This window comes from Streptomyces sp. NPDC048521 (assembly GCF_043199855.1).
Taxonomy (GTDB): Bacteria; Actinomycetota; Actinomycetes; order Streptomycetales; family Streptomycetaceae; genus Streptomyces.
The window spans coordinates 1-23,303 of the sequence record NZ_JBICWR010000033.1; the positions used below are offsets into that span (position 1 = coordinate 1).

At 68.9% G+C, this 23,303-nt stretch carries 25 protein-coding genes and 2 pseudogenes; 12 read left to right on the plus strand and 15 right to left on the minus strand.

The window, feature by feature from the left end:
• The 3 genes and pseudogenes from ACGFRF_RS39975 to ACGFRF_RS39985 all read left to right on the plus strand — a co-directional run.
• Positions 1-126: pseudogene (locus ACGFRF_RS39975) on the plus strand (IS5/IS1182 family transposase); the annotation flags it as partial.
• A 418-nt stretch (positions 127-544) separates the two neighbouring features.
• Positions 545-715, plus strand: a complete 171-nt coding sequence (locus ACGFRF_RS39980; protein ID WP_393748783.1) for a hypothetical protein — start codon at positions 545-547, stop codon at positions 713-715.
• A 15-nt stretch (positions 716-730) separates the two neighbouring features.
• Positions 731-1,111 (plus strand): VOC family protein, encoded by a 381-nt coding sequence (locus ACGFRF_RS39985; protein WP_393748784.1) that lies wholly within the window; start codon positions 731-733, stop codon positions 1,109-1,111.
• Positions 1,112-1,772: 661 nt separating this feature from the next.
• On the opposite strand, the gene map is transcribed toward ACGFRF_RS39985, so the two are convergent.
• Complete coding sequence (gene map, locus ACGFRF_RS39990; RefSeq protein WP_393748786.1) at positions 1,773-2,540, minus strand: type I methionyl aminopeptidase; 768 nt, start codon at positions 2,538-2,540, stop codon at positions 1,773-1,775.
• 60 nt (positions 2,541-2,600) lie between these two features.
• On the opposite strand from map, the gene ACGFRF_RS39995 reads away from it, so the two are divergent.
• Positions 2,601-2,876 (plus strand): helix-turn-helix domain-containing protein, encoded by a 276-nt coding sequence (locus ACGFRF_RS39995; protein ID WP_393748788.1) that lies wholly within the window; start codon positions 2,601-2,603, stop codon positions 2,874-2,876.
• Between the two features lie 63 nt (positions 2,877-2,939).
• Here the strand turns inward: ACGFRF_RS39995 and ACGFRF_RS40000 are convergent, their stop codons facing one another.
• On the minus strand, positions 2,940-3,344 hold the full coding sequence (locus tag ACGFRF_RS40000; protein ID WP_393748790.1) for a hypothetical protein: 405 nt from the start codon (positions 3,342-3,344) through the stop codon (positions 2,940-2,942).
• Between ACGFRF_RS40000 and ACGFRF_RS40005 the strand changes: the two genes are divergently transcribed.
• The gene (locus tag ACGFRF_RS40005; RefSeq protein ID WP_393748792.1) at positions 3,322-3,819 is read left to right on the plus strand and encodes a lanthionine synthetase LanC family protein; all 498 of its coding nucleotides are present in this window, start codon (positions 3,322-3,324) and stop codon (positions 3,817-3,819) included. The two genes, ACGFRF_RS40000 and ACGFRF_RS40005, sit on opposite strands and share 23 nt — an antisense overlap.
• A gap of 696 nt (positions 3,820-4,515) precedes the next feature.
• Positions 4,516-5,706: a PP2C family protein-serine/threonine phosphatase gene (locus ACGFRF_RS40010; protein WP_393748794.1), complete on the plus strand. Its 1,191-nt coding sequence runs from the start codon at positions 4,516-4,518 to the stop codon at positions 5,704-5,706.
• A 354-nt stretch (positions 5,707-6,060) separates the two neighbouring features.
• On the opposite strand, the gene ACGFRF_RS40015 is transcribed toward ACGFRF_RS40010, so the two are convergent.
• Positions 6,061-6,522 (minus strand): pyridoxamine 5'-phosphate oxidase family protein, encoded by a 462-nt coding sequence (locus tag ACGFRF_RS40015; protein ID WP_393748796.1) that lies wholly within the window; start codon positions 6,520-6,522, stop codon positions 6,061-6,063.
• Between the two features lie 245 nt (positions 6,523-6,767).
• Positions 6,768-7,166 carry a DUF6234 family protein gene (locus ACGFRF_RS40020; RefSeq protein ID WP_393748798.1) on the minus strand — a complete coding sequence of 133 codons (399 nt, stop codon included), beginning with the start codon at positions 7,164-7,166 and terminating at the stop codon, positions 6,768-6,770.
• Positions 7,167-7,274: 108 nt separating this feature from the next.
• Between ACGFRF_RS40020 and ACGFRF_RS40025 the strand changes: the two are divergent.
• Positions 7,275-7,467: pseudogene (locus ACGFRF_RS40025) on the plus strand (IS5/IS1182 family transposase); the annotation flags it as partial.
• Between the two features lie 47 nt (positions 7,468-7,514).
• Here the strand turns inward: ACGFRF_RS40025 and ACGFRF_RS40030 are convergent.
• The 3 genes from ACGFRF_RS40030 to ACGFRF_RS40040 all read right to left on the minus strand — a co-directional run bounded on the left by ACGFRF_RS40030 (position 7,515) and on the right by ACGFRF_RS40040 (position 10,847).
• Positions 7,515-7,823 carry a hypothetical protein gene (locus tag ACGFRF_RS40030; RefSeq protein ID WP_393748799.1) on the minus strand — a complete coding sequence of 103 codons (309 nt, stop codon included), beginning with the start codon at positions 7,821-7,823 and terminating at the stop codon, positions 7,515-7,517.
• Positions 7,824-7,968: 145 nt separating this feature from the next.
• Positions 7,969-9,441: an FG-GAP-like repeat-containing protein gene (locus tag ACGFRF_RS40035; RefSeq protein ID WP_393748801.1), complete on the minus strand. Its 1,473-nt coding sequence runs from the start codon at positions 9,439-9,441 to the stop codon at positions 7,969-7,971.
• Positions 9,442-9,890: 449 nt separating this feature from the next.
• Complete coding sequence (locus ACGFRF_RS40040; RefSeq protein WP_393748803.1) at positions 9,891-10,847, minus strand: alpha/beta fold hydrolase; 957 nt, start codon at positions 10,845-10,847, stop codon at positions 9,891-9,893.
• Positions 10,848-11,159: 312 nt separating this feature from the next.
• Between ACGFRF_RS40040 and ACGFRF_RS40045 the strand changes: the two genes are divergently transcribed.
• A complete protein-coding gene (locus tag ACGFRF_RS40045; protein WP_393748805.1) occupies positions 11,160-11,504 on the plus strand; it encodes a hypothetical protein in 345 nt (114 codons plus the stop codon).
• A gap of 70 nt (positions 11,505-11,574) precedes the next feature.
• On the opposite strand, the gene ACGFRF_RS40050 is transcribed toward ACGFRF_RS40045, so the two are convergent.
• The 3 genes from ACGFRF_RS40050 to ACGFRF_RS40060 all read right to left on the minus strand — a co-directional run bounded on the left by ACGFRF_RS40050 (position 11,575) and on the right by ACGFRF_RS40060 (position 14,461).
• Positions 11,575-12,165, minus strand: a complete 591-nt coding sequence (locus ACGFRF_RS40050) for a MarR family winged helix-turn-helix transcriptional regulator (RefSeq protein WP_393748807.1) — start codon at positions 12,163-12,165, stop codon at positions 11,575-11,577.
• A 287-nt stretch (positions 12,166-12,452) separates the two neighbouring features.
• The gene (locus ACGFRF_RS40055; RefSeq protein ID WP_393748809.1) at positions 12,453-13,034 is read right to left on the minus strand and encodes a hypothetical protein; all 582 of its coding nucleotides are present in this window, start codon (positions 13,032-13,034) and stop codon (positions 12,453-12,455) included.
• 530 nt (positions 13,035-13,564) lie between these two features.
• Complete coding sequence (locus tag ACGFRF_RS40060; protein WP_393748811.1) at positions 13,565-14,461, minus strand: RNA polymerase subunit sigma; 897 nt, start codon at positions 14,459-14,461, stop codon at positions 13,565-13,567.
• A 259-nt stretch (positions 14,462-14,720) separates the two neighbouring features.
• On the opposite strand from ACGFRF_RS40060, the gene ACGFRF_RS40065 reads away from it, so the two are divergent.
• Together ACGFRF_RS40065 and ACGFRF_RS40070 are read left to right on the plus strand one after the other, a co-directional pair.
• The gene (locus ACGFRF_RS40065) at positions 14,721-15,455 is read left to right on the plus strand and encodes an alpha/beta fold hydrolase (RefSeq protein ID WP_393748813.1); all 735 of its coding nucleotides are present in this window, start codon (positions 14,721-14,723) and stop codon (positions 15,453-15,455) included.
• Positions 15,456-15,901: 446 nt separating this feature from the next.
• Positions 15,902-17,251: an NAD(P)/FAD-dependent oxidoreductase gene (locus ACGFRF_RS40070; RefSeq protein WP_393748815.1), complete on the plus strand. Its 1,350-nt coding sequence runs from the start codon at positions 15,902-15,904 to the stop codon at positions 17,249-17,251.
• Between the two features lie 120 nt (positions 17,252-17,371).
• Here the strand turns inward: ACGFRF_RS40070 and ACGFRF_RS40075 are convergent, their stop codons facing one another.
• Both ACGFRF_RS40075 and ACGFRF_RS40080 read right to left on the minus strand, forming a co-directional pair.
• Complete coding sequence (locus ACGFRF_RS40075) at positions 17,372-17,911, minus strand: hypothetical protein (RefSeq protein WP_393748817.1); 540 nt, start codon at positions 17,909-17,911, stop codon at positions 17,372-17,374.
• A gap of 200 nt (positions 17,912-18,111) precedes the next feature.
• Positions 18,112-18,363 (minus strand): hypothetical protein, encoded by a 252-nt coding sequence (locus ACGFRF_RS40080; RefSeq protein ID WP_393748819.1) that lies wholly within the window; start codon positions 18,361-18,363, stop codon positions 18,112-18,114.
• A gap of 556 nt (positions 18,364-18,919) precedes the next feature.
• On the opposite strand from ACGFRF_RS40080, the gene ACGFRF_RS40085 reads away from it, so the two are divergent.
• Positions 18,920-19,783: an RNA polymerase subunit sigma gene (locus ACGFRF_RS40085; RefSeq protein WP_393748821.1), complete on the plus strand. Its 864-nt coding sequence runs from the start codon at positions 18,920-18,922 to the stop codon at positions 19,781-19,783.
• A gap of 22 nt (positions 19,784-19,805) precedes the next feature.
• On the opposite strand, the gene ACGFRF_RS40090 is transcribed toward ACGFRF_RS40085, so the two are convergent.
• Positions 19,806-20,726: an RNA polymerase sigma-70 factor gene (locus ACGFRF_RS40090; protein ID WP_393748823.1), complete on the minus strand. Its 921-nt coding sequence runs from the start codon at positions 20,724-20,726 to the stop codon at positions 19,806-19,808.
• A gap of 472 nt (positions 20,727-21,198) precedes the next feature.
• On the opposite strand from ACGFRF_RS40090, the gene ACGFRF_RS40095 reads away from it, so the two are divergent.
• Positions 21,199-21,465, plus strand: a complete 267-nt coding sequence (locus ACGFRF_RS40095; RefSeq protein WP_393748825.1) for a WhiB family transcriptional regulator — start codon at positions 21,199-21,201, stop codon at positions 21,463-21,465.
• Positions 21,466-21,671: 206 nt separating this feature from the next.
• Here ACGFRF_RS40095 and ACGFRF_RS40100 read toward each other — a convergent pair whose 3' ends face one another.
• Positions 21,672-22,268 carry a YceI family protein gene (locus tag ACGFRF_RS40100; RefSeq protein WP_393748876.1) on the minus strand — a complete coding sequence of 199 codons (597 nt, stop codon included), beginning with the start codon at positions 22,266-22,268 and terminating at the stop codon, positions 21,672-21,674.
• A 181-nt stretch (positions 22,269-22,449) separates the two neighbouring features.
• Entirely contained in the window at positions 22,450-23,196 is a 747-nt protein-coding gene (locus ACGFRF_RS40105) for an SDR family oxidoreductase (protein ID WP_393748827.1), read from the minus strand.
• Positions 23,197-23,303: the final 107 nt, after the last annotated feature.

A 23,303-nucleotide genomic window follows, 5' to 3' on the forward strand; every position in this document is an offset into this window, starting at 1 on the left:
TTCGCCTGGCTCCACCAGTTCAATCGCCTACGGATCCGCTACGAGATACGAGGCGACCTCCACCTCGGACTACTCCAACTCGCCTGCAGCGTCATTTGCTTGAGACGACTCCGAACCTCATTCTGAAATGATCAGTAAGACACCCGAAGGTGTTCCAAGACACGCGCCGACAACGGCGCGAGGGCCGGCGCGAACCAGCGTCCCGCCGGCCCTCTCACCGCCCGCCCACAAGAACCGGCTCCGTGCGACGCCCCCATTCGTTCCGCCGTCGCAAGATCCAAGGCGCCGCCCTCAGGGCGGAGGCTGGCTCGCAGCTCGGCGGTGTGAAGTCGTTCATGACCACAGCGCCGCGGTGTCTACGGGCCCGGCATCCGGGCGAACTGCCGCCCGGTACCGTGCTGTTGCCGACGGAGTGCGGGGATCGCGTGCACTGACTGGCTCCAGTGCGGTGCAGGGACCGGCTGCTGCCCTGGCGCTGCGAGCCGCCTCCAGCGGATCAGGGCACATCCGCGAAAGTGGCATCGGGACGGGATCCTAGGCGGCGATGGCGGACGACCGGCTGGTCGTCTTCGCCGCAGGCGGTGACGACATGCCGGTCCTGGGCAGCCTTGAAAACATCTCGCCCGTGCTCGCCCGGTCCGGTACGGTCGCGGGATTGTCGACGCTGCTGGGAGCCATGAGGTTCGTGTGGCCTCCCCCGCAGGACCCAGGCTGAGAGTAGGACCCGTCAATGGCATGTCGTATCAGTGAACTCGTGCTCGGTTGCCGCGATCCTGAGGTGCTGGCGCGGTTCTGGTGCGAGGTCCTCGACTTCGTCGTGCTCGACCGCGAGGACGACGGATCGGTGGAGATCGGGCCGCGCGAAGGGTTCGGGGGTCCGCAGCCCACGATCATCCTCAGCCGCAGGGATGAGCCGGAGAAGGGGAAGTCCCGGCTGCACATCGACGTGAACGCCACCGACCGCGATCAGGACGCCGAGCTCGAACGCCTTCTGAAGCTCGGTGCACGCCCGGCCGACATCGGCCAGACGGGGGAGGAGCAGTGGCATGTCCTGGCCGACCCCGAAGGCAACGAGTTCTGCCTGCTCAAGGCCCGCCTCGCCCCGCTGTGATGCTCATCGGGTCACCCCTCGGCGTCAGGGACCTAGGGTCTGCCTCGAAGTCCGCCGTGGTGGGTGCTGTCGTCATCGAGAAGTAAGTGAGGTCTCCGGTAGAGGGTTCATCGGCCGAGGACAACCTGACCACCGGAGACCTCGCGGCCACGCCGGTGGTGACGGAGGCGGCTTGACCCGACCGATGGGCGGCAGGGGGCGCGGCCGGAACTGCCGCTGTCGAGTTCCGGGGGCCGAACGACGAGACGGCTCGGCAGCAGAGGGCGTGGCGGTCTTCCCTGCCCACGCGGTGGGCAACACATACCCGCCCGTCCACCACCCCCGGCTCACGCACCGCCTCCCCATGGGGACGAAGAAGACCGTCTGGAGTATGAAGTGGGACGACCGGGGGAGAGCGGCTCCGCGGTGACGGCGACGGGACTGGTCAGGGTCGCCCCCCGCCGCCACCAGCTCGACCGCGGTCCGCTTGTCCCCGTCCGTCGTGTGCAGGTGAGACGTCAGCGAGTGACCGGGAGATGCGCCCCAACGGTTCCTGGACGACCCCTCGTCGACGCCCGGACGGCCTCCTCGTCGACGCCCGGCAGCCGAGCACCCGTGAGTCGCTGAGCAGGTGCATGCCCTGGCGCCGCAGTCCTAGGGGCTCGCTGATCCGTTCAGGGCGTCAGGGCAGGGTCAGGATGCGGGGGCCCTGGTCGGTGATGGCGACGGTGTGCTCGATGTGGGCGGCCCGACTGCCGTCGGTGGTGCGCAGGGTCCAGCCGTCGACATCGGTGCGGTAGGCGTTCTGCCCGCCGGCCATGAGCATGGGTTCGATGGCGAGGACCAGGCCGTGGCGGAGGGGGAAGCCGCGGCCGGGGCGGCCGCGGTTGGGGACATGAGGGTCTTCGTGCATGCGGCGGCCGATGCCGTGGCCGCCGAAGTCGGGGGGCATGCCGCAGCCCGCTTTGCGGGCCACGGTGTCGATGGCGTGGGAGATGTCGCCGATGCGACTGCCCACCTGGGCGGCGGCAATGCCGGCGTCGAGGGCTTGCTGGGTGGCGTCGATCAGATCGAGGTCGCCGGGGCGTGGCGTTCCGACGGTGAAGGTGATGGCCGCGTCGCCCGTCCAGCCGTCGAGCTGGGCGCCGCAGTCGATGCTCACCAGGTCGCCGTCGCGCAGCCGGTAGCCGGTGGGGATGCCGTGCGACACGGCGTCGTTGACGGACGTGCAGATCACGGCCGGGAAAGCGACCGGGGCGAAGGACGGTCGGTATCCGAGGAAGGGGGAGCCGGCTCCGGCCTCGGCCAGCACCGATCGGGCCGCTTCGTCCAGTTCTCGCAGGGACACCCCCACGTCGGCTGTTTCTCGGACTGCGGCCAGGGCGTGGGCCACCACACGTCCGGCTTCCCGCATCGCGTCCAGTGCGGCATCGGTCTTGATCTCCACCATGTGCTGTGACTCCTCGCCTCCGTCGGGCCCAATACTTATACCGGTATTAGTATCACGGTCATGGTGAGAACTCCTCTGACGCCATGGGAACGGGAACGCGGCGAGCGGTTCGGCGCGCTGCTGCGTCGAGCGCGGGGCAGCCGCAGCATGGCGGAGGTGGCGGCCGCTGCGGGGGTTTCCGCGGAGACCCTGCGCAAGATCGAAACCGGCCGGGCCCCGACCCCCGCCTTCTTCACGATCGCGGCCCTGGCCGCCGCGCTCCACGCGTCGCTGGACGAGTTGGCGGCCGCGTGCGGGCATGACCCGGACTGGCAGGAACCGGCGCTCTCGGCTTGAGGATGTGGGCAGCGCCGCACCCCGCACTGCGCGACGACCTGCCCGAGGCTGGCTGGGCCCAGATCAACCTCGCGCCTGCGCGACCACGTCGTGCGTACCGCAGCGATGCAGGGATGGCGCCGCGACCAGGTCGCGTTCCCCGACTACGACCTGATCGTGGGCCCCTCCGGCGTCCTGCTCGCCATGTGTGCCGGAGCCCACCCGGCACCGGACCGACTCCGTCCGTTCGTCGACCACCTGGCCGCCCTGTGCGACGCCGACGGCGTGCCGCGGCTGCGGACCGCGGGGTACGCCGGCCACCCGCACCTCGACTGGCTGAACGGACGGATCAACACCGGCACGGGCCACGGCACCGCCGGCGTCGCCGCAGCGCTCACCGCGGCGGTTCGCCACCTCGGCCCGCAGCCAGGCCTGACGCGCTCTGGGGCACGCGACCGCATGGCTGATGCGGCAGTCCTTCGACGACACCCGCTCCATCCGCACCTGGGACGGCGCCGGCCTCGACAGCCCGCCGGACCGCGCGCGCCAGGCCTGGTGCTACGGCACGCCCGGGGTGTCCTGGGCGTTGTGGGATGCGGCGGACGCGATCGCCGACGGGGAGACGGCTGCCTGGGCCGCTGCGGCTTTCACCCCGCTCGCCGACCGCTACTACGAGGACTTCCACCTCTTCGGCGACCGGCCGAGCGACCTTCTGGGCCTGTGCCACGGGGCCGCGGGGGCGCTGGCCGTGGCCGACGCCTTCGACCACCAGGCCGGACTGCGCGCAGCGGCCAGGCTCAAGGCCCGCCTCCTCGCCCACCTGCCGGACCGCCTGCCGCTGGTAGAGGCCCTCGGCGAGGACCGCATGGGACTGCTCGGAGGCGCGGCGAGCCCGCTCTGCGCGCTGCTCACCGCGGCTGGGGGCGGTTCGCGCGCGTGGCTGCCCTGCCTCGGGCTGCGCTGAGCTCCGAAGTGAACACTCCTGGATGTGACGGTCACCAGTGACCCGGGGCGGTGTCCAGGGGCTGCTCGGTGCCGCCGGGTTCCCCGCGATCGAGGTTCACGGTCTGCGAGCCACTCTCGACGACGGGTGAACCAGCCAGACGGTGACCGCTCTCGGGAAAGGGGGGCGAACAGCGCACTGACAGGCGCAGGAAGCTCACCCGGTTGCGCCGTGAGCACCGACACCACCACCCGCTCACCGCGCTCAGCATCCAGCCCGTCCAAGGAGATGTCTCCCGCCGCGGAACGAACGCCGGACGGAGCCCGGCAATGGCACCTGCGTCGCTCCGCAGACCCGACCCGCCCTTGCGTCCTCGTCCCGGGGCGGCCGGAGAGTGGTCAAGCTGGTCGTGGACGTGCCCGCGGGGTGACGGGCAGGGTCATGGCGGCAAAGCGGAGACGGCAGCCGTCCGGCCGGTCACCGCGCACGGAGCGGCATCGGTCGGTACCCGGACCGCTCGCCGTGCGTGAACGCCGCTTCGCCTGTACCCTCCGGCCGCCGACGCACTGCCGCCCGGCCGTCCGCGGACGCCTTCCGACGGACCTGCAACCTCCTCGCACCGCCCCGGTCCGTCGTCCTGACCGGGCAAGATGGGCACTGTGAGGTGAGGTCGCGGAAACTCGGGGAAAAAGTTGTGGCAGCCGATGGGAGGTTGCCGTGGAGCGTGGAGATCTGGAATTGGGCCAGTTGCTGGCCGCTGCGGAGGCGGCGCCGCCCGGTGAATCCGTCAACGTGGTAGCACACGACCTGCAAAAGCGATTCGGTGCGGAACGTGTGTCCTTCCTGTTCGCCGACCTCATCGGTCAGCAGCTGGTACGGCTCGTCGCGGCCGGCGGTGATGTCGCGGACCATGCCGAGCCCATCGACCTGCAGGGCAGCGTCTACGAAAGCGTTCTGCAGAGCCAGCGCCAGCATGTGGAACCGGACGGCCAGGGCGGACGGCGCGTCATCACGCCGGTCACCAACCGCGGCGACTGCATCGGCGTTCTGGAGGCGACCCTGCAGTCCGCCGACGACACCGTCCTTCGACAGGTCCGCGATGCGGCACACGCGCTGGCCTACATCATCGTCACGGACCGCCGCTTCACCGATCTGTACCACCTCGGCCGGCGCACCACCGAGACCAGCCTGGCCGCGGAGATCCAGCACCAGTTGCTTCCCTCGGCCCCCTGCTGCGAGGCGCCCCAGTTCACCCTCGCCGCCGGACTGATCCCGGCCGACGACATCGGGGGCGACACCTACGACTACACCCTCGACCGCGACACCCTGCACCTGTCGATCACCGACGCCATGGGCCACGACACGAACTCCGCTCTGCTGGCCACTTTGCTGGTCGGCGCGCTGCGGCGGGCACGCCGCAGCGGCTGTGACGCCCTCAAGCAAGCCCAGCACGCCCACCAGGCCCTGCTGAGCCACAGCCGCGGCCTGGCCACCGGACAGCTGATGTGCATCGAGCTCGAAACAGGCCTGTGTGAATTGGTCAACGCCGGCCATCCCTGGCCGCTGCTGCTGCGCGAGGGCACCGTCGAAGAGGTCAAACTCGCCGTCAACCTGCCGTTCGGCGTGGCGGCACCCACCTCCTACCGAGTACAGGAACTGCAGCTGCGGCCGGGCGACCGCCTGATACTGCTCACCGATGGAATGCAGGAGCGCGGTGCCGCAGCCGTCGACCTGGCCTCGGTCCTTCACGACACCCGCGCGCTGCATCCGAGAGAAACCGTCCGAAGGCTGACCGCCGCGGTGCTTGAGGCCTGCCATGGCAACCTCAAGGACGACGCCACGGTCCTGATACTGGACTGGCACGGCAATCGTCGCCGACCGCCCGAAACCAGACCGGGCCCGCAGTGATGAGCAGCGGACAGCGCCGAGCAGGAGACAGCCCGATGACCACCATCCGGCTACTCGCTCATCGGCACCCGACCCCGCTCACCAACGCCTTCTTCGTCGGCGCCGACTCCGGCCGCAACTCAGTTACACGGCAGCCAGGTCGAGCCCAAGGCCCACGCCGGAAACAGGCGCGCCACGACGACCCTGGGGCGGATCGGGCACCTGTGGGCGATAAGGCCACCGCGCAGCTTTGCGCCACCGTCTTCGGACTCGCGCGTCATTCCCCCGGTGTACGGGCCGAACCGGCGTTTGCGCAAGCCCAGTACTCCAACTGAGCTCGTGATCCGAGAGAGGCCCGTCAGCGAGGGACGGCCGTCATTCCAGCCACATTCCGTCGCGCATGATGACTCTCCCGCGTAGTTCCGGCTCGCCGCGCCAAGCGCGCACCGTCCTCGGGACCACGCGTACATACAGAAAGGAACCCTCCTCCACGCGCGGGTCCCACCCGAACTTGTCGGCGAACGCCTCCGCTGCGCCTCCGGGCACCTCCTGGTCCGTGAAGCACTCCGCCTCACCCTGGAGGAGCACCACGTCGGAGGTGTCCGGTAGCGCCAGTCGCACGCGCGGCTCTGCACGGACGTTCCGCGCAGTCACGGAAGTGGCGTCGGTACACATCCACACCGCTCGCCCATCCCACAAGAACCACAGCGGCACCTGGTGCGGCCCGTGATCAGGGTGAGCCGTCGACACCCATACGTCCCGCTCGGTAACGAGCCGCTCCAGAGCGTCGCGTATACGCTCCGCCGTCTGGCGACGAACGATTCCCGTGGTCTCCATGAGGACCGACCCTAGCCATTCGGCAGAGGCGGCGACCGACCCCTTTTCGAATCAGCGAGAACCGGCCCCGTTTGAGAGCTCGGACGCTGACGGAGTCGATCGCGTACCGCGCACTGGTCCAGCTCGCCCCAGGAACCGAGTCCGTCCAAGACCAGGCGGATGAGCGGGTCGCAGATGAGCGTTCCCCTCACCGGTCGTCGGCGTTGGTCGGTGACATCAGGGGGCTCGATCCGCGCCCGGCGGTCTCAGCAGTTCGCGCTGTAGCGGATGCATCCGGGTGGCGGGGCGTGGCTGTGGTCCCACTCGTGCTGGGCGGCTGCCAGCGATCCGCCTACCAGGAGGGCCATCAGCAAATGTGCGATCACTGTCCAGCGGGCACGGAAGAGTGCCGCCAGAACTACGACGAGGAGTACGGCGATCAGCAGCATCCGTACCCGTTCGATGTGCGCGAGGCCGGCCGCGTCGATCCGAGCTTGCTCGCCTTGCGCTGCCCACACCTCCAGGCCGTAGCCGTATATCCAGTCCAGCACGAGCCACGCGGTCTCCAACAGGAACAGCGGGATCGCGAGGGCGAGGTCCGCGCCCAGGCGTGTTCGGTGTGACCAGGGGCGTCGGCGTTCCGGTACGGGAAGGGTGTCGGTCATGGGTGCAGGGTGTCGCGGCTGATGGTGACGCGCATGAGTAGCCGTACTCAACTCGGTCCGAGGGAGCGGCAGGTGGGGGGTGGCTTCGTCGACTGATCCTCGGTGTTGCTGGACATGGACGACGCGGCGGTCGACGGCTTCCACGTGAGGGCGCTCAAATGGTTGACCGGGGACGGGCGGGCAGCGAGCACCACTTGATCACCGAGTGGTACGGGACGCCGCTGGCCGTCTCTGCGACCAGCGGAAACCGCCACGGCGTCACCCAGCTCATGCGCTGCTTGACGCGATACCGCGCATACGAGCCTGTTCCAACTCGTGTGCGCCTCGTGCCTGCGTGGCCGTCAGCCGTCAGCCCTTGGAGGCTGCCTCCCGGATCAGCGGCTCGAACTCTCGCTTCACGTACGCGTCGAACGGTGCCGTCAGCGCGCCGTCGATCACCCGCCGCACCCGGTGCTTGACCGCGAACTCTTTGATCGCTGCGCGGGAGTCCGGCTGCACACCCCCGCCAACGATCAGCACCCCGAACTTCTCCGTCTCCAACAGCTTCCGGGCCTCCTCGTCGGTGGTCACTCCTTCCGCATCAAAGCCGTCCGCGCGCAGCGTGGCCAGCACCGCCGTCACCCTGGCGGGCGTCCTTCCCAGCACCAGCGTCCTCATAGCCGTTCCTCACCGGTACGTCGACATCGACGCATCCAAACCTAGAAACTCAACCGGGCTTGAGGTCAACCCACTCTCACCCCACCCCGGCAGCGGGCCCGGAGCCTGCCGGGTGAACGGGACGAAGCGAGGGAAACCAGTGGACCTACGGAATCACGAACGTCGGCCCGTTGTCCCCGGCCAGGTTCCTCGCGAACTCCGCTTTCGCCGCCGGTGCCTTCAGGTCCACCGGGTTCTCCGCGAAGGCCTTCGATGCCGTCAGGCCGGTTGCCGTGCCGCGCAGCAGCCACACCGCGCCGCCGTTCGCGACCGTGCCCAGGTCCTCACCCGGCGCGCCCGCCGCCAGATCCGCCTTCCCGTCCCCCGTCACGTCCAGCAGCCGCACCGAGCCACCGAACAGGTCGCCCTTCTCCACGACCCCCGGCACACCCGATGTGTCCTGGTGGAACGTCTGCGCGCCCGTGCCCGTGAGCCCGCCCTTGCCGCCCTTGAGCAGCACCACCGAGCCGGCCTTCGTCACCGAGCCGATCGCCTCGCCCGGGTCGCCCACGGCCAGGTCCGCGTAACCGTCGCCGTTCACGTCGCCCGCGCTCAGCCGTGCCCCGAACATGTCGCCCTTCTCACTCACGCCGGGCACGCCCGCGGTCTCCTGCGTGATCGTCTTCGTACGGGTCGTGCTGGGACCGGTCGGCGACCCGTAGTAGATCCTGATCGTCCCCGGGTCGTCCTCCAGATACGTCTCGTTGTTCGGGTAGATGCGGATGGCGAGGTCGGCGTAGCCGTCCTTGTCGAAGTCGCCGACGGCGGTGGCATTGGCGGAGGGCAGCCGTTGAGGAACGGTGGACAGGCCCTGTCGTGTGCCGAGCCACAGCTTGCCGCCCTCGGCATGGTTCTCGTAGACGTAGAAGGTGGCGAGGTCGTCGATGCCGTCGCCGTTGAAATCGCCCGCCGCGGTGGAGGACATCGTGTTGTCGGTGCTGAACACGGTCAGCTGCTGGTCGCGGGCCGGTGCCCCGTTCCGGCCGAACGGGCCGTAGAGCACTTCGCGGTAGTCGTAGTATTCGGCGTCGCGCATGAACAGGTCCGTATGCCCGTCACCGTCGAAGTCGCCCGCGGTGATGTCCTCGCCGACGAACGCGTTCACCGGTGCGGGGACGCGGATCGCGCCGGTTCCGGAGATACCGGTTCCGCGGCCCCAGAGGATGATCACCGAACCGCCGTTGTTGTTCGCCGGCTGGTACTCGTTCGTCGCCACCGCCAGATCGGTCAGACCGTCGCCGTCCAGATCGCGGGGGATCAGCCGGTAGCCGAAGCCGTGGTTGTCGCCGGAGGTGCCGGGCACGCCCGGGGTGTCCTGGTTGATGACCGTGGTACGGGCCGGTGCGAGACCGTTCGCCGAGCCGTAGCTGATCGCGACGTAGCCTGCCCAGGAGTGGCCACCCACCGTGGCGGCGGGCGCGGCGACGGCGAGGTCCTGGTAGCCGTCGCCGTTGAAGTCCTCGCGCGCGGTGGCGGTGCCTTCCCGGGCGAACGCCGTGTTCCCGGCGAGCGGCACGGTGAACGCCCCTATCAGCGCGGCGGCTGCGGCGGCTGTGACGGCCGGTCTGCGGATGCCCACGGGTCCTCCTTGAAGCACGAAGCGGTAGCGGAGCGCGAGCGATTCCGGAGCGGAAGCACACGCGGGTGAACTCGCCTGTGAGACCCACGCGGAGGGACGATGGTTGTGCGGTGGACGGTGCGACGCGCAGCGCGCCCGGCGACAGCAGCGGCGCAGCAGGCTGCACGAGATCGTCGCCGCCTTCTTCACGTTTCCCTGGCTCCCCGGCCGCACCCACGGGCCGCCGCTCCGGTGCCCTCCCCTGCGTCCGCAAAGCAGGCCGCCCTATGGCGCGGGAGCCGGCATCGGGCCTCCGCGGTGCGCTCAGCAGGCGTTCCTGACCCGGTAGGCCCACCTGGGGCTGGCGTCAGGTGGGACAGCCCCCCTTGGCGAGTTCCGCCACGACGGGCTGGTCACCGCTACTCGTACGGCACGGTCTTGGCGTCCGGCCACTGGCCTCGGGCTGACGGTTACGGGTTCTGCTGAGTGCCGAGGACGCCGTGGGAGCGGAGGAAGGCGAGGACCGAGGCGCTGAACTGTTCGGGCCGTTCGATATGCGCCAGGTGCCCTGTGTCCTCGAGGATCGACAACTCGGCAGCGGGCATGGCCTCATGCAGGAGACGGGCCCATCGCGGTCCGCAGATGAAGTCCTGTCTGCCGGCCAGGACGAGTGCCGGTGTGGTGATGCGGGGCAGTTCGGCCCGGATGTCGAACGAAGGGCCCTGCCCCCGGGTGGGATCCGCGTACATCCGCAGCGACTGACGGGCGGGCGCGAACTCCTCCTCCCTGCCCCAGTAGTCGAAGAGATAGGCCGGCATGATGGTCCGCAGCACGGCGGTGGTGCCGTCGTCGTCGAGCAGGTCCAGACGGGTGGTGAGGGCGGCGACGTAACCGGCCGTCTCCGGATGGTCGTTGAAGTGACGTTCCACGAACCGCTCCATGGCGGCGACCGCGGCCGACCAGAACTGCTCGTCCGCAACCGGTGACGTGTCGTACAGGACGAGGGCAGCGAGCCGTCCGGGGTGGTCGAGGGCGTACCGCTGGGCGATGAAACCACCATGGGAGTGGCCGAGCAGGGTGACCTTCGGGAGTCCCAGGTGTTCCACCACACTGTGCAGGAGACGCGTGTACGTGGCCACGGTGTAGTCGTGCGGATCGGGGAGCCGTCCGGAATCGCCCGTGCCGACCGGCTCGATGTAGACCATGGTCAGGCAGCGTTCGAGCGCAGGCATGCGCAGGTACTCCCAGCCGATGCCAGGTCCGCCCGAGTGAGCTATGCACACCGGGCCTGAACCGGCGACGTGGTACCGCTGTTCGATGCGGGCGGGCCCGTGAGGGACGGTGATCGTGTGGGTGCCGGGGGACAGCGGCGATGACGGATCGTCGGTCGTCCGGGGGAGTGTCCGCGGCTGATACGAGTGCTTCACGCCTTCCGATGATCCACCGGGGGAGGTCGTGCGCCAAGACGCGGCGCAACATGTCATCACACTGTTACCGGATGAATCACATCGTTGCACAACATCGGAGGCCGTCTGGCGCGAGGCACGGGAGCGTGATGGCTTCAGCGCGCCGGAGGGTGGCAGAGAGCACACGTCGTCCGCTCTCTCGCGAGCGAGATATAAGATGTCCTGTGACACGATTTGGCGCATGCCCGCTCACCCGCCGCCGCACAGGAGCCCGACCGTAGTGGTGTCCTCGGCATCGTGGGCAAAACGTGGCATGTACGGCTGGAGCAGATCATGGACGCGAAGGACGAGGCCGAGCGCGGCCTGACGGACATACAGGACTATCTGTACTGGGACTCCCATCGCCGGGCCGCTCATCACCGCGCGGCCGATTTCGCCGCCCGTGTGCCGGGACTCAGCGAGGACCAGAGGGCCGACATCGAGTGGTGGTACGTGGAGGAACAGATCAGGGTGTCCCGTGCGATCGCCCATCACCTCACCGAGCAGATCACGATGGTGGAAGCGCGCCACACCAAACGCTACGCACGGCTGCGCCGCGATGCGTGCGTCGCGCTTGCCCTGCTCGTCATGGCCGTGATCGCCCTGAGTGTCTCTCTCGTCCTCGTCACCGCAGGCTGAGCTTCCGGCGGACTGGCGGTTCGGGCCACGGGCGCGATGCCCGTCGTGCCTCCCGCCTGCCGGTGCCGGCTCAGTCCGTTCCTTCGAGGAGGAGCAGCATCTTGCGCAACGCACTCACGACGGTGGCGCGTTCCTCGGGGCTGAGCACGGACAGCAGCTGACGCTCCACCGCGAGGTGGCCCTCCAAGCGGCGGTCGAACTCCTCCCGTCCCTGTGTCGTCAGAGCGACCAGCGAGCGTCGCCGATCGTCCGGTGACGCGGTGCGGACGATCCAGCCATCACGCTCCAGTCGGTTGAGGCGGCCACTGAGACCAGCTGAGGAAATGACGAGGTACCGCATCAGTTGCCCCGGCGTCAGTGCGTGACCGGGAGCCGCCCGGCGCAGCGTCTGCAGCAGGTCGAAGTCCCCGACGTTGGTGATGGTCCTACCGGGCTGACGACGCAACCGTTCCGCGAACAACTCCTCGGTCAGGCGGGCCGCGCGAAGCAGCCGCGCGAGTACCTCACTCGATGAGAAGTCCAGCCCAGGCAGTCGCCCCTCCCACTGCCGCAGCATGACATCCACACTGTCACCACGATGTGCGTTCGAGTTGGCCGAGGGGTGCGCCTCGGGGGCCTCTGCCGTCATGGGAGAGGGGGGAGGCTCGTGCGGGTCGTTCACATCCACCAGTATGATGCGCCGAGGTCCGTTTCCGTTCGAGGCGGCAGTGTGCTCGTCATAACATTGTTACGAGAGTCGGCTGTAGTTACCACTGTTGGCTTCGGAGCATGTCAGAGTGCGGTATGCTGATCACAGTGTTCCAGGCGCCGGGTGAAAGCCCTGTGACAGGCGTCAGGAACGCTTCCGCACCTGCTGCATGGAGCCGAGTGGGTGCAGTAGCCCCGGACGCCGATCGATCCCCCGCGTGTCGGCGTCCGGGGCTACCTGAAGCCGCCCCGAGGATCTGCTCAGGAGCGCTGGACACGGTAGAGACCTCGACCGGTCCGCCGGATACGGGACGTACCCACGAGACGGTCGAGTGTGCTGCGGACCGCGTTGATGCTGCCACTGTCAGTGGCGCGGCCCAGCGCTGCCGCTACGTCGCGAGCGCGCACATCGGTATCACCGACCTGCGCGAAGTAGTCCAGGACCTGCTCGGTCAGCCTGCCGTACGTTCGCTCTGTGCCGGCATTCGGGCGGGATGTCCGCTTCCCCGCTTCCTGCTGATTTCCGGGCTGCCGCGATGCCCGGGTGGCGCCGGCAGAAGTGTCGAGGGGTGCCGCCGATGGAGTGTCCGCCTTGACCTGAACCGACCCTGAGGCGCGGTGCCCGCCCGTGTCGACGGTGTCGTCGGCGGCCGTCGCTCCCGCCGAGCCTGCCATCACGACTTCGAGGACGCTCAGGGCCCGCTGGACGGTGTCGAGATGGGCGACGACGGCGGCCAGTTCCCTCTCCAGCGCCCGCTTCTGCAGCTCCAGACGGGTCAGATCCTCCTGGAGGCTCTCAGCAGTGATCTCGATGTCGCGCGCCGCGCGAGATGCCGGAACCATGTCTCCCTCTCATCCTCAACCCCTCGTGCCGCGCCCCTGCCCAGCTCACCTGGGTGCCGCTCGGCCGGACGCCGGGATGGATACTTCGGTGCATCATATGCACCATGTACTCTCCACCGCCGTGCGTCCCAGGGAATCATGTGACGTGCTGAAACCTCGGCAACCAGGAGACCCGCGTTGTCACAGTGATGAAGATGCAGTGATGGTTCGACGGAAGCCGTCCGTCAATTGTTGCCACTGTCACGGGCGAAGCGCAACGGGCCGGCGCATCCTCGGCGGGGCGACAGCCGGTCGCATCACGTCGGCGAGGGCTTGGGCAATCGTCGGTTGCGGTCGTGAGCAACGCGGCAACGCATCAGCACCGCCCCATTGACCAGGGCCACCCTCGGTCTGTGACAGATCTGCGGGGCTTCTCGGAGCACGCAGAAAGCAGGTTCGCCTGGGAAGACGTCGCGGCACGGCACCATGTCCGCTGCCGCGCGGCAGCCCGCTGAGCGGGGTGCCGCCGGACCATACCGGGCGAGGCCTTCTCAACCGCCCTGGGTTCCTGGCTCGTCGGCAAGGGTGTGTGGTCGGTTCCAGGTGCGGAGTTTGTCGGGGTTGAGAACGGCCCAGACGTGGGTGACGTGGTGATCGGTGATGTCGAAGCTGATGACGGCGGCGACTTGGTCGTGGTGGCGTACGACGATTGCGGTGCGGCCGTTGGCGGGGTGGAGGTGCAGGGTGGTGTGGGGGCGGGGGGTGAGGAGGGTGAGGAGCGTGCGGGCGACGTGCTGGTTGCCGTGGACCGGTCGGGTCAGGGCCCGGACTTTGCCGCCACCGTCGAAGAACGCGGTGGCGTCGGGTGCCAGGAGGGATGTCAGGCCGGCGGCGTCGGTTGCGGTGCAGGCGCGCCGGACGGCGCGCACGATCGTGTCGTGCTGTTGTGGTGTGGTGGGGTGTGCGCGGCTGGTGCGCAGGCTGAGGCGGGCACGGTCGGCGATTTCGGCACATTCGTGTGGTGGCTGGCCCAGGATGTCGGCGACTGTGCGGGGTGGCATGGCGAAGACGTCGTTGAGGACGAACGCCGCCCGTTCGGCCGGGGACAGGGTGTTCAGGGCGTCGAGCAGGACGTCGCTGATTTCCGCTGTCAGTGCCCGGTGGAGTTCGGTGGTGTCACTGTCCTCGCCGTCGGCGTTCGAGGGTCGGCGGTCGGGCAGGGTCAGGCGGGTGAGGCAGATGGTGCCCATGGTTTTGGTCAGCCAGGTACGCGGCTCGGCGATGCCGGTTCTCTGGAGGTCGGTCAGGCTGTACCACTGCCGGTAGGTTTCGGTGACGGCGTCTTCGGCTCCGGGGCCGGTGCCCAGCATCCAGTAGGCGACGTTGAGCAGATGCCGTCGTTCGTCGAGCAGCTCCGCGATCGGTACCGTGTCACCGGTCTGACCCATGAGGTGTCCTTCCTCTCACACGGCACCACATCGCCGCCACCGCGATCGGCCGACAGTGCCCTCGCCAGTGCAGACCGGACAGACACGGATCGTGTGACACGAGTTCACGTGCGGCGGACAGCCCGCGCCTGCGGCGGACAGTCGGCCGCAGGCGCGGGCTGCCAGGTGGTCCGTTTGATTCATGAACATCTGACAGTGTGACAGGATGCGATTCCGCTCTCATGCCCGAGGCGTCGTCCCCTGACGAAGGAATTCACTCATGCCTGCGATCCTGATCCACGGCGTTCCTGACACCCACCACGTATGGGACGGTGTGCGACAGCACCTGACCCGGACCGACGTGGAAGCCTGGGACTTGCCCGGCTTCGGCGCCGCGCGCCCGGCCGGTTTCACCTCCACCAAGGAGGAGTACGTGGACTGGCTCATCCAACGGCTCGAGCGGATCGGTGAGCCGGTGGACCTGGTCGGTCACGACTGGGGCTGCATTCTCACCCTCCGCGTCGCCTACCTGCGTCCCGACCTGGTCCGTAGCTGGGCAGGAGGCAACGGTCCGATCAACTCCGAATATGTCTGGCATCCGTTGGCCAAAGTCTGGCAGGACCAGGTTGAAGGCGACCGCTTCATGGACGAACTGCGAACGGAGCCCTTCGCCGACGACCTCGCGGCCGGCTTCGACGTGCCCATCGACCTGGCCAGGGAGATGGCAAGCCGTGTGGACGGGCCGATGAAGGACGCGATCCTCAGGCTGTACCGGTCGGCAGTCACCATGGGGGCGGAGTGGGAGCCGGGGCTGTCCGCCGTGTCCGCGCCGTGCCTGGTCTTCTGGGGGGCGCTCGACCCCGCCTGCCAGATCGAGTTCGGGCGCAAGCTCGGCGCCTCCCTGCACGCCTCCGCGGTGATCGAGATGGACTGCAATCACTGGACGGTACTCCAGCGGCCCGCGGAGGTGGCCGGGATCCTGGAGAGGCACTGGAGCGCGCACGCGAGCGTGTGACGAGGGCGCCGACCGGAGCGATCGGACGGCGGGCCGCCGCATCCGCTGGAGCGCGGTGAGGGGGTGGAGCACCTCGCGGTCGCCACGGGCCGTGCCCGGGGGCGACCACGGACTCGCCCACTGCAGTACAAGGGCGCCACGGGACGGCTCACGGTGTGGACTTGCGGAAAGGGCCGATGCCGCAGACCCACCGATCCCCGGGTCGACTGCGTCGACCCGCCGAAAGCGCAGGTGTGGCAATCCGCCGGTCGGCACTGCGAACGCCAAGGGGTGAACCAGAAACGGCGCCGTCGATTGCACCTGCGGAGGTCCCGATCCACAAGACCGCGTGGACTCCGGCCTGCCACCTGGCAGGTGTGGTGGCCGCCCGGACCAGGCTCGGTCATGTCACAGCTAGTGGTTCCGGCCGGTCTAGAAGGGTGAAACCGACAGGAACAGAGGACACCGTGCGTGAGATCTTGATCGTGGGTGGCGGCTACGCGGGCTTCTACGCCGCGTGGGGCCTGGAGAAGAAGCTGCGACGGGGTGAGGCACGCGTCACCGTGGTCGACCCTCGTCCGTACATGACGTACCAGCCGTTCCTGCCCGAGGTGGTCGCCGGGTCGGTGGAGGCCCGTCATGCCGCGGTCTCGCTTCGGCGGCATCTGCACCGGACCCGTCTGATCGCGGGCTCGGTGACGGAGATCCGCAACAGCGCGCGCACGGTCACGGTCCGGCCGGAGACCGGGCCGGACTTCGACCTCCACTACGACGTGCTGGTAGTGACGGCGGGAGCCGTCACGCGCACCTTCCCGATCCCGGGGCTGAGTGACCAGGCGTACGGGCTGAAGCATGTCGAGGAGGCCGTGGCGATCCGCGACCGGCTGCTCACCTCGTTCGACCGCGCGGCGACCCTGCCGAGGGGGCCCGAACGCCGCAAGCTGCTCACCGTCACCGTCGTCGGCGGCGGTTTCTCCGGGGTGGAGGGCTTCGGCGAGCTGCTCGGCCTGGCGTCCGCGCTGCTCAAGCACTATCCGGAGATCGGCGCGGAAGAACTGGCCTTCCATCTGGTCGAGGCGCGGGGACGGATCCTGCCCGAGGTCACCGACGGGCCAGGTGAGTGGGTGGTGCGCTCCCTGGAGAAGCGGGGCGCGCGGGTGCATCTGAACACCCAACTCGTCTCCGCGAAGGAGGGGCGGGTCGTGCTGTCGGACGGAGAGGAGTACGACACGGGTCTGCTCGTGTGGGCGGCGGGCAACGCGTCCAACCCGATCGTGCACAACCACACCGACCTTCCGGTCGACGAACGCGGCCTGCTGATCGTGCGAGCGGATCTTCGCGTCGGCACGGACACCGAGGTGGTGGCGGACGTCTGGGCGGCCGGCGACGACGCCTCGGTGCCCGACCTCGCGGCCGGACGACCGGACGCCCGCACGGTGCCCAACGCTCAGCACGCCGTCCGCCAGGGCAAGCGTCTGGCGAAGAACATCCTGGCGTCACTGCGCGGCCGGCCGACCAAGGACTACGTGCACCACAGTCTGGGGGTGGTGGCCACACTGGGGCTGGGCCGTGGCATCTTCCAGTACCGGCGCCTGGTCATCAAGGGCTTCCCGGCCTGGCTGATGCACCGGGGCTACCACGTTCTGGCCGTACCGAGCTGGGAGCGCAAGGCCCGCGTGTTCGCCGTGTGGGCCACGGCCGCCTTCTACGGCCGCGACATCGTCTCTCTCGTCTCGGTCCAGCGCCCGAGGGAGGCTTTCGTCTCCAGCGGCGACCCACGCCGCAGCGAGGAACCCACGGACGTCGTCCCCGGATAGGCCGTCGGTGACTCCGCCGGGCGGCGGGCGTCTCGCTGTGAGCGCCGGCTGCCCGGACCTGCTACCGACCCACGAGGACACCGGTGAGATCCCCCGACGGGGCGGAGCGGCACCGTCGGCTCAGGACTTGGCCGCGCGGTACAGACCGCGGCCGACACGGCGCACGCGGGAGCTGCCGACCAGACGGTCGAGCGTGCTCCGGACGGCATTGATGCTGCCACTGTCGGTGTCACGGCCGAGCGCGGCGGCGACATCGCGGGCACGGACGTCGACGTCTCCGGCTTCGGCGAAGTAGGCCAGGATCTGTTCGGTGAGCTTGCCGTACCTTTTCACACTGTCGGCGTCGACGTCGGTGTGGCCGGCCGTCGCCCGCCTCTCGTCGGCGTCCTCGGTCGTGTCCGCGGGAGTCGCACGGTGCGCGGGCGTCGGCTCCACCGCCGGTGGCACCTCTGCGGGACCGGGTGCTGCGGATGACGGAGCGGCCCCGGGCATGAGGGCCTGAAGGGCGCTCAGGGCTCGCTGTACCGAGCCGAGGTGAGCGGTGACCGCAGCCAGTTCCCTCTCCAGCGCCTGCTTCTGAATCTCCAGCCGGGCCAGATCCTCCTGGAGGCTCTCGGCGGTGATCTCGATGTTGCGAGCCGTGGGGGTCACGGAGACCATGCGTTCCTCTCGTCCTCAACCCTTGTTCTGGCGGGGCCGCCCGATGCGCCGGCTCCGTCACCCGGCCCAGCACCGGGGGGGAAGCTACCCGGACATCATATGCAGCGGCCCGCGCCGGTCGAGAACGGAGCGGGCGGACGGACAGCGGAGAAAGCACATCGTTCAGTGCGACGACTCACCGAATCCGCCCGCGCGATCCCTCAGGGACGGCCCGTCACCGAGTGATCGAGCCCGCTGTCGCTCGCCTCGCCCGAGCGCGCGGCGCCGTCGGCGGGACCGGGCACCGAGCGCTGCAGCTTCCTGAGGGTCTCGGAGACCGCGTCGATGCGGGCGTCCACCGTGTCGATCGCCTCTCGAAGCAGGCGCAGCCGTCCCTCGAGCAGGGCGGCCTCCGCCACGAGCGACGCGGTCGCGGCGGCGGGGTCGCTCTGCTGGTCAGTGCTTCGGGGCATCCTCTCGTCCTTCCTCAGCTCGTGCCGGAAGCCCGCGGACGGGCTTCTCCCGACCAGCGATCGCTCGAACGCATCGGCTGACGTGTGTCTGTGCCATGCTCCTCCTTCTTCGCTGCGGGGCTTGAGCGGATGCCGCCGCAAGCCGTCGACACCGCATTGACCGAGCAGTGGGGGGAGCTGTGACAGCCAGTCGTACTGCGCGCGCTACTGCAGTTCGCAGCCGGGATCAGGAGCGTCCTGCGCGATGCGCACGAGTGTGTGAGGGGCCGGCCGGGGTAGGTGCACCCCCATGAGCGGCCTGTTCGACTCGACACACTGGTCTTGCCACCGGATATGACGTCGGATGGGCGGGGTCACATGAAAGTGTGTTTTGTTGCGGAGCTGTCACAACGTCCTCACGCGACCGGTGTAGCTGTCAAACTGAGAGAAGACGAGGAGACCGTGCCGTTCCCCGAGAGACGGATGCGGCGTTCCCGGACACCGCGGGTAACGTTCCGGTGCGCACGCCGCCGCAGCGGCAGTGGTGCTGGAGGGCCGTTCGGAAGGAGGACACGGTATGGAACCTGTCGGTGACACCCTGCCGATCGCTGAGTTGCTCGATGAGCGGCGGCATCTGCTGGAGGTCGCTCACTGGATGCTGGGCAGCCGCATCGCGGCCGAGCGCGTCACCGACGAGGCATACCGGGAGTGGTACGGGCTCTCCGATGACCAGCGGGCGCGGATAAGGGCGCCACGCGCCTGGCTGACCCAGGTCGTCGGTGGCATATGCCTGGCGCGGCTGGCCCTGCCCGACCGCGCCGGTGAGGCGCAGGCCCCCGTGCGGGAGAGGGAACAGCGCGACACCGGACTGGAGGGCGAAGTCAGCGTCGTGCTGCTGCGGTCGTTGGACACGCTGTCACCGGCCGAGAGAGCGGCGTTCGTGCTCAATGACGTCTTCGGAATGGCACCGGGCACGGTCGCGGGCATCATGGGGCAGTCCGAGCCCGAATGCGCCGAACCGGCGGACCGGGCCCGTCACAGCCTTCGGTCGCGGCGTGCACAGCCGACGTCACCGGGCCGGCAGGACGAGATCGTCCGCGCCGTACGACAGGCGTGCGCCGACGAGGACACCGACCGTCTGGCGTCTCTGCTGTCCCCCGACGCCACCGCGTTCTTCGACGGCGGAGGCAAGGTCCGCGCGCTGACGCGGCCCGTCACCGGAAGCGAACGGGTCGCCCGGAGTCTGCTGACCCTGCTCGCCCGGCACCCGCGCACCACCGTGCACGCCTACCCCGTCAATGGACGCACCGGTCTCGTCGCCCGCTACGACGATCAGGTCGCCGCGGTCGTCACCCTCGACATCGCCGGCTCCCGTGTCGTACAGGTCTGGGTCGTCCTCAACCCCGACAAACTGCGCTCCTGGAACCGTCCTCGTCCCTGACATGCTGCACAGGGGCCGGATCTCAGACACCGCGGACGGCCCCACAGCGGTGACGGGAGTCGAAGAAGGCGGCGATCTTGGTCGGGTTGAAGACCCACATCACCTGGTGAATGCCCCGGTGCGTGGCGGCGACGGTCATGAAGGTGGCGGGCCGGCCGTCCCGGTGGAGCAGGATCCCGCTCCGTCCGTTGGCCTGGACCGGTTCGACCTCGACCGTCGGCCAGAACCGGGGATAGGCGGTCGACAGGTTCGCCACTCGGGCTCGGCCCAGGACGGGGACGCGAGCCGCCCCCCGGATGCCGTTCCCGTCGGACACACTGACCGCGTCCGGCGTGAGCAGTGCCTCCAGCGAGGCGACGTCCCCCTGTCGAGCGGCGGCGACAAAGGCATCGAGCAGCTTCCGGTGCTCGGCGGCGTCGACGCTGTCCCGCTGGTCGTCGGTGAGGTGTTTGCGCGCCCGGCTCACGATCTTCCTCACGTTGACGGGGCTGAGTCGCAGGATCTGCGCGATCTCGGGATAGGCGTAGTCGAAGGCTTCTCTCAGGACGTACGCGGCGCGCTCGGTCGGGGGGAGCTTCTCCAGTACCAGCAGCAGGGCGAGTTCCAGTGCTTCCGCTCGTTCGGCGCCGACCTCCGGGTCATTGCTGGTGTCGACGGGCTCGGGCAGCCATGGACCGATGTAGGTCTCGCGGCGGACACGGGCTGACTGAGCCACGTTGATGGCCAGCCGTGTGGTGGTGCTCGACAGGAACGCCACGGGGCTGACCACGACGGCACGGTCGGTCCTCTGCCAGCGCAGCCACACCTCCTGGACGACGTCCTCGGCCTCCGCCGCACTGCCCAGCACGCGATACGCGATGCCGAACAGACGTGGCCGGAGCTCCACGAAGACGGAAACGGCCTCGTTCAAGTCGCCTTCCACGGGGGGCGCCTCTGGATGCATGATCCTGTGGTCTCCGTTTCTCCTGTTGCGGTGGTGTCGGGGGAGGCGACCACGCGGGCCGTCTGTCGAGGACCGCCCGGGCGGCGGGCCGGCCCGCGCACTTGAGGGTTCTGGCAGGGTGTTGCGGTCACCTCCGCTCCAAGAGACCGGCCGCGCAGGCGCTTCGTGACAGTTTTGCGGTGAATTTCTTGCCGGGCCTTCGAAGAGCGGGCGGTCGTCCCGTCCCGGAGCCCGCATCGCTCGGGGACGGGCGGACGGGGCGTGGTGATCCTTCTCAGGCCAGTGACACACCGTTGGTATCGACCTGTCGCTCCGTCGAACCGTCGGCACCGGTTCGATGTCACACACGCGCTGATCGTTCGGTCTTTCAAGTGACGAGCGGTGATGGACACGCCCGTCCGCGTCCCTTGCTCTCCCTCACGACGAGCCGCCCCCCGAGACCGTATCCGTCCCTCACCGCAGGAGGTGTTTCATGGATTGGCGCGAACGGGCGCTCTGCCTGCGCGAAGACCCCGATCTCTTCTTCCCGATAGGCAACATCAACAGTGGTCCGGTAGCGATGCAGACGGACGAGGCGAAGGCCGTCTGCCATCGTTGCCCCGTGACGGAGCAGTGTTTGGCGTGGGCCGTCGACGCGGACCCGGTGGAGGGCATCTGGGGCGGCACGACGGAAGGGGAGCGCCGCGCCATGCGACGGCGCGCGGCGCGCAAGCCGGCGGGGACGGAGACCGCCGCGTGAGCGCGGGTTGAGTGACTCGACCGCGACCCCCCGGCGATCATGGAGTTCCCGGGTTCGGTTCCGCGCCGGCGTCGACGTGCCGCATCGACCAGCGGACCCGGCTGGGGTGACTGGTGGGAGGAGCCGAAGCCGCAGGCCACAGTCAGGGACATGGGTGGGCGGGGTGGCACCGGAACCGGTACCACCCCGCCCACACCGGTTCTTGGTCAGGCCGCCGTGTCCCGGTCGACGCGTACCGCAGAGATGTCCAGGGTCAGAGTCACCTTGTCACTGACGAGGACACCCCCCGTCGCCAGCGGAGCGTTCCAGGCCAGCCCCCAGTCCGAACGTCGCAGGGTGGCCGTGCCCTCGAAGCCGACCCGGTGCTGCCCGTAGGCGTCCTCGCCGGCTCCGCCGAAGACGACGTCGATGTCCAGGGGCAGCTCGATGTCCTTGATGCGCAGACTGCCCGCGAGGCGGAACTCGTCGTCGCCGAGCGGGACGATGCCGGTGGAGCGGAAGCTCATCAGGGGAAACGTCGCGGAGTCGAAGAAGTCGGGTCCTCCCAGGTGCGCGTCGCGCTCCTGGACTCCCGTGTCCAGACTGTCGGTCTGGACACTCACGTACGCCTCGGAACGGGACGGGTCGGAGCCGTCGAGTTTGAGAAGGCCTTCGAAACGGTCGAACCTCCCGCGGACATTGGAGATCATGGCGTGCCTGACGGAGAAACCGATCGTGCTGTGGACCGGGTCGATGGTGTAGGCACCGGTCACTGCCGCATACGTACCGGAGCGGGGCGAAGCGGTCTGATCGCGTTGAATCAGCATGATGAGTGTCTTTCTCTGCGGTTGCTGTCTGTCGGTGACAAGGAGTCGGTGACTGGGCGTGTCGGCGTCTCGACCAAGGTCGTGCCGGATGTGAAAAAGGGGTCTGTCGTACCGCGGTGCGGCACGACAGACCCCACGCGGGTGGCGGGCCCGACCCCAGGGCCCGCCACCCGGCGGCTCAGTGCTGCTGCGCGAGCCAGTCGGCGAGACGGGTCTGCGCGATGTGTGCGTCCGGACCGGGGAGCAGCGTGCTCTCCTGCAGCTCCGCACCGAAGTACGGGGCGTGCGCGTCGGCCACGACCTTGCGCGGGTCGTCCTTGGCGGCCAGACCCTTGCGGATCAGCTCGTCGAGCTGGAACACGTCGGGGCCGGCGACCTCCACGACACCGTTGACGGGGGTGCCGACAGCGGTGCGGCCGACTGCGGCGGCCACGTCGTCGGAGTAGATGGGCCGGATCTTGATCGGGGCCAGACGGACGGTGTCACCTTCGGTCGCCGAGTCGGCGATGCCCTTCATGAACTCGAAGAACTGCGTGGCGTGGACGATGGAGTACGGAATCCCCGAGTTCTTGATCAGCTCTTCCTGCGCCTGCTTGGCACGGAAGTAGCCGCTCGCCTGAAGCCGTTCCGTGCCGACCACGGAGAGTGCCACGTGGTGAGTCACGCCGGCATTCGCCTCCGCCTTGAGGAGGTTGGTGGTCGAGGTACGGAAGAACTCCATCACGGCGTCGTCCTCGAAGGAGGGCGAGTTGGAGACGTCGATCACGACCGAGGCGCCGTTCAGGACCTCGGCCAGGCCCTCGCCCGTGAGCGTGTTGACGCCGGTGTTGGGGGCGGCAGGCACAGCCTCGTGACCGTGCTCGTTGAGCTTGGCGATCAGCTTCGAGCCGATCAGTCCGGTACCGCCGATCACTACGACCTTCATGGTGGGAATCCTTTCGGAGATGTGTGATGTCGTCTGCACCAGGAATGACCTGGCGCGCACGCTTTCTGTGACAAGATTCCGGGGCATTCCCGGATCCTTACTGCGTC

Bases quoted from the DNA above. Each gene is read 5' to 3' on its own strand.
- ACGFRF_RS39985 (WP_393748784.1), top strand. From the start codon at position 731: ATGGCATGTCGTATCAGTGAACTCGTGCTCGGTTGCCGCGATCCTGAG.
- ACGFRF_RS40055 (WP_393748809.1), bottom strand. From the start codon at position 13,034: ATGGTTCCGGCATCTCGCGCGGCGCGCGACATCGAGATCACTGCTGAG.
- ACGFRF_RS40005 (WP_393748792.1), top strand. From the start codon at position 3,322: ATGCGGCAGTCCTTCGACGACACCCGCTCCATCCGCACCTGGGACGGC.
- ACGFRF_RS40045 (WP_393748805.1), top strand. From the start codon at position 11,160: ATGGACGCGAAGGACGAGGCCGAGCGCGGCCTGACGGACATACAGGAC.
- ACGFRF_RS40030 (WP_393748799.1), bottom strand. From the start codon at position 7,823: ATGAGGACGCTGGTGCTGGGAAGGACGCCCGCCAGGGTGACGGCGGTG.
- ACGFRF_RS39995 (WP_393748788.1), top strand. From the start codon at position 2,601: ATGGTGAGAACTCCTCTGACGCCATGGGAACGGGAACGCGGCGAGCGG.
- ACGFRF_RS40085 (WP_393748821.1), top strand. From the start codon at position 18,920: ATGGAACCTGTCGGTGACACCCTGCCGATCGCTGAGTTGCTCGATGAG.
- ACGFRF_RS40080 (WP_393748819.1), bottom strand. From the start codon at position 18,363: ATGCCCCGAAGCACTGACCAGCAGAGCGACCCCGCCGCCGCGACCGCG.
- ACGFRF_RS40015 (WP_393748796.1), bottom strand. From the start codon at position 6,522: ATGGAGACCACGGGAATCGTTCGTCGCCAGACGGCGGAGCGTATACGC.
- map (WP_393748786.1), bottom strand. From the start codon at position 2,540: ATGGTGGAGATCAAGACCGATGCCGCACTGGACGCGATGCGGGAAGCC.
- ACGFRF_RS40095 (WP_393748825.1), top strand. From the start codon at position 21,199: ATGGATTGGCGCGAACGGGCGCTCTGCCTGCGCGAAGACCCCGATCTC.
- ACGFRF_RS40020 (WP_393748798.1), bottom strand. From the start codon at position 7,166: ATGACCGACACCCTTCCCGTACCGGAACGCCGACGCCCCTGGTCACAC.
- ACGFRF_RS40090 (WP_393748823.1), bottom strand. From the start codon at position 20,726: ATGCATCCAGAGGCGCCCCCCGTGGAAGGCGACTTGAACGAGGCCGTT.
- ACGFRF_RS40105 (WP_393748827.1), bottom strand. From the start codon at position 23,196: ATGAAGGTCGTAGTGATCGGCGGTACCGGACTGATCGGCTCGAAGCTG.
- ACGFRF_RS40075 (WP_393748817.1), bottom strand. From the start codon at position 17,911: ATGGTCTCCGTGACCCCCACGGCTCGCAACATCGAGATCACCGCCGAG.
- ACGFRF_RS39980 (WP_393748783.1), top strand. From the start codon at position 545: ATGGCGGACGACCGGCTGGTCGTCTTCGCCGCAGGCGGTGACGACATG.
- ACGFRF_RS40060 (WP_393748811.1), bottom strand. From the start codon at position 14,461: ATGGGTCAGACCGGTGACACGGTACCGATCGCGGAGCTGCTCGACGAA.
- ACGFRF_RS40065 (WP_393748813.1), top strand. From the start codon at position 14,721: ATGCCTGCGATCCTGATCCACGGCGTTCCTGACACCCACCACGTATGG.